This is a genomic window from Tardiphaga sp. (assembly GCF_028290785.1).
GTDB lineage: Bacteria > Pseudomonadota > Alphaproteobacteria > Rhizobiales > Xanthobacteraceae > Tardiphaga.
Genome location: NZ_JAQGJD010000075.1, coordinates 1 through 5932, shown reverse-complemented (window position 1 = coordinate 5932; position 5932 = coordinate 1). Strand labels below are relative to the sequence as shown.

The window sequence follows — 5932 nt, the reverse complement described above, 5'->3', positions numbered from 1 at the left end:
GCGCAGCGGCCGGCGGCGGAGTTGGCACCGGCGGAGGCGTCGGCGCAGACGACGGCGCGACTGCCGGCGTTTCCACCGGCGCAGGTCGCGATTCGGGCTCGGCAACCTTCGGCGCGGGGGTCACCGGAGGTACCGGATCGGCGCGCAACGGCGGTGCCTCGGGCTTCGGCTCCGGCTTGTGCTCTTCCTTTGGTTCCGGCTTTGGCTCGCTCCTTGCCGGTTCTGGCTTCGCGGCCTCCGGCTTGGTGGGTTCCTCGACCGGCTTGGCGATGGCCGGCTTGCTCGCCTCGTCCTTCACCGGCTCAGGCTTCGCGGCAGGCTTGGCCGGCTCGGCACGGACCGGTTCGCTCTTCGGCTCAGACTTCGGCTCGGATTTGGGCTCATCCTTCACGGCGTCGATCTTCGGCGCTTGCTCGCGGTCGCGCCGGTTCTTCTTGCCGAGCTTCTGCTTCTGCGAACGCGGCGCCGCGGGCTCACCTTCGGCGGCCTCCGGCGGCTTGCCTTCCACCGCCGGTTTGGCGGCATCGGGGTTTTCCGGGGGGCGTGCCAGCCGTTTGGCGTTGCGGCGCTCGCGAGCGGTCGGCTCGGCGGCCGGTGGGACCTCGGGCTTGGCGGCTTCCGGCGCGGGCTCACGCTTGCGGCGCATGAAACCGAACAGGCCGGAGTCCTCGGCCGGCGCTGGCGCGGCGGCCGGTGCAGCACCCGGCCGCGCGTCGGCGGGCTTCTGCTCGGAGGTCAATTCCTTGCCTTGCTTGGTCAGCCCGCCGCCGCCAAAGCGCGTATCCGTGGCGCCGTTGGAGATCACATAGGCCGACAGCAGCGAGGCCATATCGGTGCTGGTTGTGTAGTGCTGGCGCAGGAAGCCTGGCAGCGCGCCCGGCGCCACTGTCTTCAATAGTCCGCGAGGACTCTTGTGGCAGACGGCACAGCCGCCCGCGAAAATCTGGGAGGGGGTCTTGCCGGCTTCCAGGTTCTGGGCCTGCACCGGGACTGCCGCAAAGCCAATGAGAAGCGTCACCGTCGCTAAACTGAGCGCTCGGCTCAACATTTCATTCTCCTGATACTGAAAACCGGTGCTGAAGCCGGGGTCGCGGCGGTCACGTTGTAACCGATTGCGATATGAATGGAAGCGTACAGATTACGCAACCGCGTGATTGATTCATTTCAGATAGCCGCATTGCACCCAGCGCAGTGGCGAACGGGCACCGGTATTACTATCATCTACCTTGGAGCTAGGGAGACAGTTGATCTCGTGTATGTCGGGGATAACCCCGCATACCCCGGCCTGCGCGTGATCGGTCATTGGGGTACGTTCGATGGACCGTCTGTTGCGTTTCTTTCTGCGTCAGTACATCCAGCGCGGCACGATCAGTTTCACGACTGCCAACGGCATGACATTTACGTGCGGCGACGGCACCGGACAGCCGGTTGCCGCCCGGTTCACGACCACGACGGCCCAACGGCGGCTTCTCCTCGATCCCGAACTGGCGCTCGGCGAGATTTTCATGGACGGCTCAATGGTGATGGAGCGCGGCAGCATCGCCGACCTGCTCGCCGTCGCCCTGGACCAGCCCGACATGGCGCCGCGCTGGGCCAAGGTGCAGTGGTGGCTGCGCTACCCGGTCCGCCACGTCCAGCAGTTCAACCCGCGCGCCCGCTCCAGGAACAACGTTGCTCATCACTACGATCTCGACGGCCGGCTGTATTCGCTGTTTCTGGACGCCGATAAGCAATATAGCTGCGCCTACTTCGAGACCCCGGAATCGTCCCTCGACGACGCCCAACTCGCCAAGAAGCGCCACCTCGCCGCCAAGCTGCTGATCGAACGGGGCCACCGCGTGCTCGACATCGGCTCCGGCTGGGGAGGCCTCGGGCTGTACCTGGCGGAGATGACCGGCGCCGACGTCACCGGCGTCACCCTGTCCACCGAGCAACTGCAGGTCGCCAACGCCCGCGCCGGCGAGAAGGGCCTGTCGGAGTCGGCCAAATTCCTGCTGCAGGATTATCGCGATATTCCCGGCCCGTTCGACCGCATCGTTTCGGTCGGCATGTTCGAGCATGTCGGCGTCGATCACTACGACACCTTTTTTGCGCGCTGCGCCGAACTGCTCGCCGATGACGGCGTCATGATGCTGCATTCGATCGGCCGGCCGGAAGGCCCCGGGATCACCAATCCGTGGATCGCCAAGTACATCTTCCCCGGCGGCTATATCCCTGCCCTCTCCGAAGTGCTGCCAGCCATCGAACGCGCCGGCCTGCTGGTCTCCGATATCGAGATCCTCAGGCTGCATTACGCGGAAACGCTGAAGGCGTGGCGCGAGCGCTTCATGGCGCGGCGCGAGGAAGCGGTGCGGCTGTACGACGAGCGTTTTGCGCGGATGTGGGAGTTCTATCTGGCGTCGTCGGAAATGTCGTTCCGCAAGCAGAACGTGATGAACTTCCAGATCCAGATCACCAAGCGGCAAAACGTGGTGCCGCTGACGCGGGATTATATCGGAGCGGAGGAAGCCCGCTTGCGCGGCCTCGAGCAGGGTCAGGCACCGCGGCTGCAACTGGCCGGCGAGTAGTCTCTAGTGGTGAACTTCGGCGGCTGTTTGATCGTCCGGGTCGCCAGAGACTTCTGCGGCAGACAGCTCACCCTGCAGCCGCAGCCGGGCGGCCGACAGCAAACCGGGATCGCAGGGGACATCGCCCAGCCGCTCAGCGCGTTCGAACGTGTCGACCAGCGTGCCCAACCATGCGGAACCTTCAGTTTCGGCGTTTGATGGCTGCTGACGCTGACCCATTGTCCTATCCTCGTCTTCTGACCGGAAAAGAACGCCTGTTGCCTGACCGGGTTCCTGCGGTTTGCCCCAGATCGCCCGATCGACGCCGGGCTCACTTTTCGGGTGAGGACCGGCGCGAATATCTATAGGTGACGGAAATCGCCATCAGGTTCAGAGCGGCGTGCGAATTCTTTCTGGTTTCTTCATGGAAGATTCATTTTGCGGGCCTGGCGCCCGAAACCGGTCAAGCGCCATGCGCGGGTGGAACCAAGGTCATCCACCGAAAAATATTCGAATCGTGCATAAGGATGGACGGGGCTTTCCCTCGACGAACGAGTGGCGCTTAGTCGCCCCCGCTCATCCGCCGACATAAGAAGAACCAATCCAGACCATGGCCGCATTTGATTCGAACAACGTCCTCAAGCTTCCCGATGCCGGCATGCCGGTGTTCAGGACGGCGCCGCACAACATCGAGGCGGAACAGAGCGTTCTCGGCGCCATCCTGGTCAACAACGATGCCTTCTACCGGGTCTCCGACTTCCTGAAGCCGGAACATTTCTTCGAGCCGATCCACCAGACCGTCTTTGAGACCGCCAGCAGCATCATCCGCGCCGGCAAGGTCGCCACCCCCGTCACCCTGAAGACCTTCCTGCCCGCGGATACCGACCTCGGCGGCATGACGGTGGCGCAGTACATTGCCCGCCTCGCCGCCGAAGCCACCACCATCATCAATACCCACGATTACGGTCGGACGATTTATGAACTGGCCATCCGCCGGCAGTTGATCAATGTCGGCGAGGACATGGTCAACGTGGCGTACGACGCGCCGGTGGACTTTGCGCCGCGCGCCCAGATCGAGGACGCCGAGCGCCGGCTATACGAATTGGCCGAGGCCGGCCGCTACGACGGCGGCTTCCAGAAGTTCTCCCAGGCGATGAAGACCGCGCTCGACATGGCCGCCAATGCGTTTCAGCGCGAAGGCAAGCTGTCGGGCATCTCGACCGGCATGAAGGCGCTCGACGCCCGGCTCGGCGGATTGCAGGCGTCCGATCTCGTGGTGCTCGCCGGCCGCCCCGGCATGGGCAAGACCGCGCTGGCCACCAACATCGCCTACAACATCGCCCGCGCCTACCAGTCCGAACTGCAGCCCGACGGCACGCGAAAAACCATCAACGGCGGTATCGTCGGCTTTTTCTCCTGCGAAATGTCCGCCGAACAGCTCGCCACCCGTATTCTTGCCGAGCAGACCAGCATCGCGTCGAGCACGATCCGCCGCGGCGGCATCACCGAGCGTGAATTCGAGAAGATCCGCGACCACACCATCGAATTGCAGCACCTGCCGCTCTATGTGGACGAGACCGGCGGCCTGTCGATCTCGCAGCTCACCGCCCGCGCCCGCCGCCTGAAGCGGCAGAAGGGGCTCGACGTCATCATGGTGGACTACATCCAGCTGCTGCAGGGCTCCGGCAAGCGATCCGACAACCGCGTGCAGGAAGTCACCGAGATCACCACCAGCCTCAAAGCGCTGGCCAAGGAGCTGAACTGCCCGGTGGTCGCGCTATCGCAGCTGTCGCGTCAGGTCGAAAGCCGTGACGACAAGCGGCCGCAGCTATCGGACCTTCGCGAATCCGGATCGATCGAGCAGGACGCCGACGCGGTGATCTTCGTCTACCGCGAGGAATACTACCTGCAGAACAAGGAGCCGCGCCCCGGCACGCCGGAGCACGAGAAGTGGCAGCTCGACATGTCGCTGGTGCACGGCCGCGCCGAAGTCATCATCGCCAAGCAGCGCCACGGCCCCACCGGCACCGTCGAACTGCAGTTCGAGGGCCAGTTCACCCGCTTCAGCGACCTGGTCGGCGAAAGCCACCTGCCCGTGCATCACGAGTAAGATCGTCACCGTTGAACGGTCGCCTTCGCGCGCCTATTGTGCATTGCGGTTGACCGGCTCTCGCCGCAATCGCGTGATGGACTGCGCGTCAGGAATACCCCATGAATATCGTCTCCGATCCGAAATCGATGGCTGCCGCCAGCACATCCCCCGTTGAGGCGGAGCACGCCACTGGCGTGCTGACCATTGATCTCGACGCCATCAAGTCCAATTGGCGCAAGCTCGAGAAGACCGGCGTGCCCGCCGAATGCGCTGCTGCGGTGAAGGCCGACGCCTATGGCTGTGGCATAAACCCGGTGGTGCGCGCGCTGACCGACACCGGCTGCAAGACGTTCTTCGTCGCCACTTTGGACGAGGCGCGCACGGCACGCGCCGCCGCGCCCGAGGCGACGCTGTATCTGCTCAACGGCTTGCTGCAGAATTCCGGCGATGCGCTGGCGGCAATCCATTGCCGCCCGGTGATCGGCGACCTTAACGAACTCGCCGAGTGGGACGTGTTCTGCCGCCGCACCGGCTGGAAAGGCGGCGCCGCCATTCACGTCGATACCGGCATGAACCGGCTCGGCCTCAGCCCGATCGACGCGCATAGTCTGGCGCCGCGAATTGCCACCGGCGACCACGGCATCACGCTGGTGATGAGCCATCTCGCCTGCGCCGAAAAACTCAACCATCCGCTCAACGCCAGACAACTCGCGACGTTTCGCGAGGTCGCGCATGCGTTCTCCGGCGTGCCCGCCTCGCTGGCCAATTCCTCCGGCGCCTTCCTCGGCGCATCGTTCCAATTCGACCTTATGCGGCCGGGCGCGGCCCTGTACGGCGTCAACCCCACCCCGGAAGCCGACAACCCGATGCTGCCGGTGGTCGATCTGAAGGCCCGCATTGTGCAGGTCCGCACCGTCGAGCGCGGCGACAGCGTCGGCTACGGCGCGACGTGGACGGCGCGGCGGCCGACCCGCATCGCGGTGGTCGCGGCCGGCTATGCCGACGGCTACTTCCGCGCCGCAAGCTCCAACGACGGCACCCGTGGCGCCGAGGTGATCGTCGCCGGCCAGCGTTGCCCGGTCGCTGGCCGCATCTCGATGGACCTGCTCGCCGTGGATATCACCGACCTGCCGCCGGGCGCCGCGCGCCGCGGCCACCTGGTGACGCTGATCGGCGACGGCATCACCATCGACGAGCTGGCGCATCACTTCGGCACCATCGCCTACGAAGTACTGACCAGCCTGGGACGGCGCTACCAGCGGGTCTACAAGGGCGGCGGATCCACTTTGTAGAG

Annotated in this window: 5 protein-coding genes; 3 read left to right on the top strand and 2 right to left on the bottom strand. The window is 65.0% G+C overall.

The features are described 5' to 3' along the window. Positions 1-1048, bottom strand: a 1048-nt coding sequence (locus JWR89_RS04325; RefSeq protein WP_299712153.1) for a hypothetical protein, incomplete at its 3' end; no start/stop codon positions are given. Positions 1049-1316: 268 nt separating this feature from the next. Here JWR89_RS04325 and JWR89_RS04320 point away from each other — a divergent pair. Beyond that, a complete protein-coding gene (locus JWR89_RS04320; protein WP_299712151.1) occupies positions 1317-2567 on the top strand; it encodes a cyclopropane-fatty-acyl-phospholipid synthase family protein in 1251 nt (416 codons plus the stop codon). 3 nt (positions 2568-2570) lie between these two features. On the opposite strand, the gene JWR89_RS04315 is transcribed toward JWR89_RS04320, so the two are convergent. Next, on the bottom strand, positions 2571-2786 hold the full coding sequence (locus JWR89_RS04315; RefSeq protein WP_299712149.1) for a hypothetical protein: 216 nt from the start codon (positions 2784-2786) through the stop codon (positions 2571-2573). A gap of 370 nt (positions 2787-3156) precedes the next feature. Here JWR89_RS04315 and JWR89_RS04310 point away from each other — a divergent pair, with 370 nt between their 5' ends. Then, complete coding sequence (locus JWR89_RS04310; protein WP_299712148.1) at positions 3157-4656, top strand: replicative DNA helicase; 1500 nt, start codon at positions 3157-3159, stop codon at positions 4654-4656. A gap of 128 nt (positions 4657-4784) precedes the next feature. Beyond that, positions 4785-5930, top strand: a complete 1146-nt coding sequence (gene alr, locus JWR89_RS04305; RefSeq protein WP_299712155.1) for an alanine racemase — start codon at positions 4785-4787, stop codon at positions 5928-5930. Positions 5931-5932 lie beyond the last annotated feature (2 nt).

What these genes read in the sequence shown, in the direction of transcription:
- alr (WP_299712155.1), top strand. Translation starts at nt 4,785, where the DNA reads ATGGCTGCCGCCAGCACATCCCCCGTTGAGGCGGAGCACGCCACTGGC.
- JWR89_RS04315 (WP_299712149.1), bottom strand. Translation starts at nt 2,786, where the DNA reads ATGGGTCAGCGTCAGCAGCCATCAAACGCCGAAACTGAAGGTTCCGCA.
- JWR89_RS04310 (WP_299712148.1), top strand. Translation starts at nt 3,157, where the DNA reads ATGGCCGCATTTGATTCGAACAACGTCCTCAAGCTTCCCGATGCCGGC.
- JWR89_RS04320 (WP_299712151.1), top strand. Translation starts at nt 1,317, where the DNA reads ATGGACCGTCTGTTGCGTTTCTTTCTGCGTCAGTACATCCAGCGCGGC.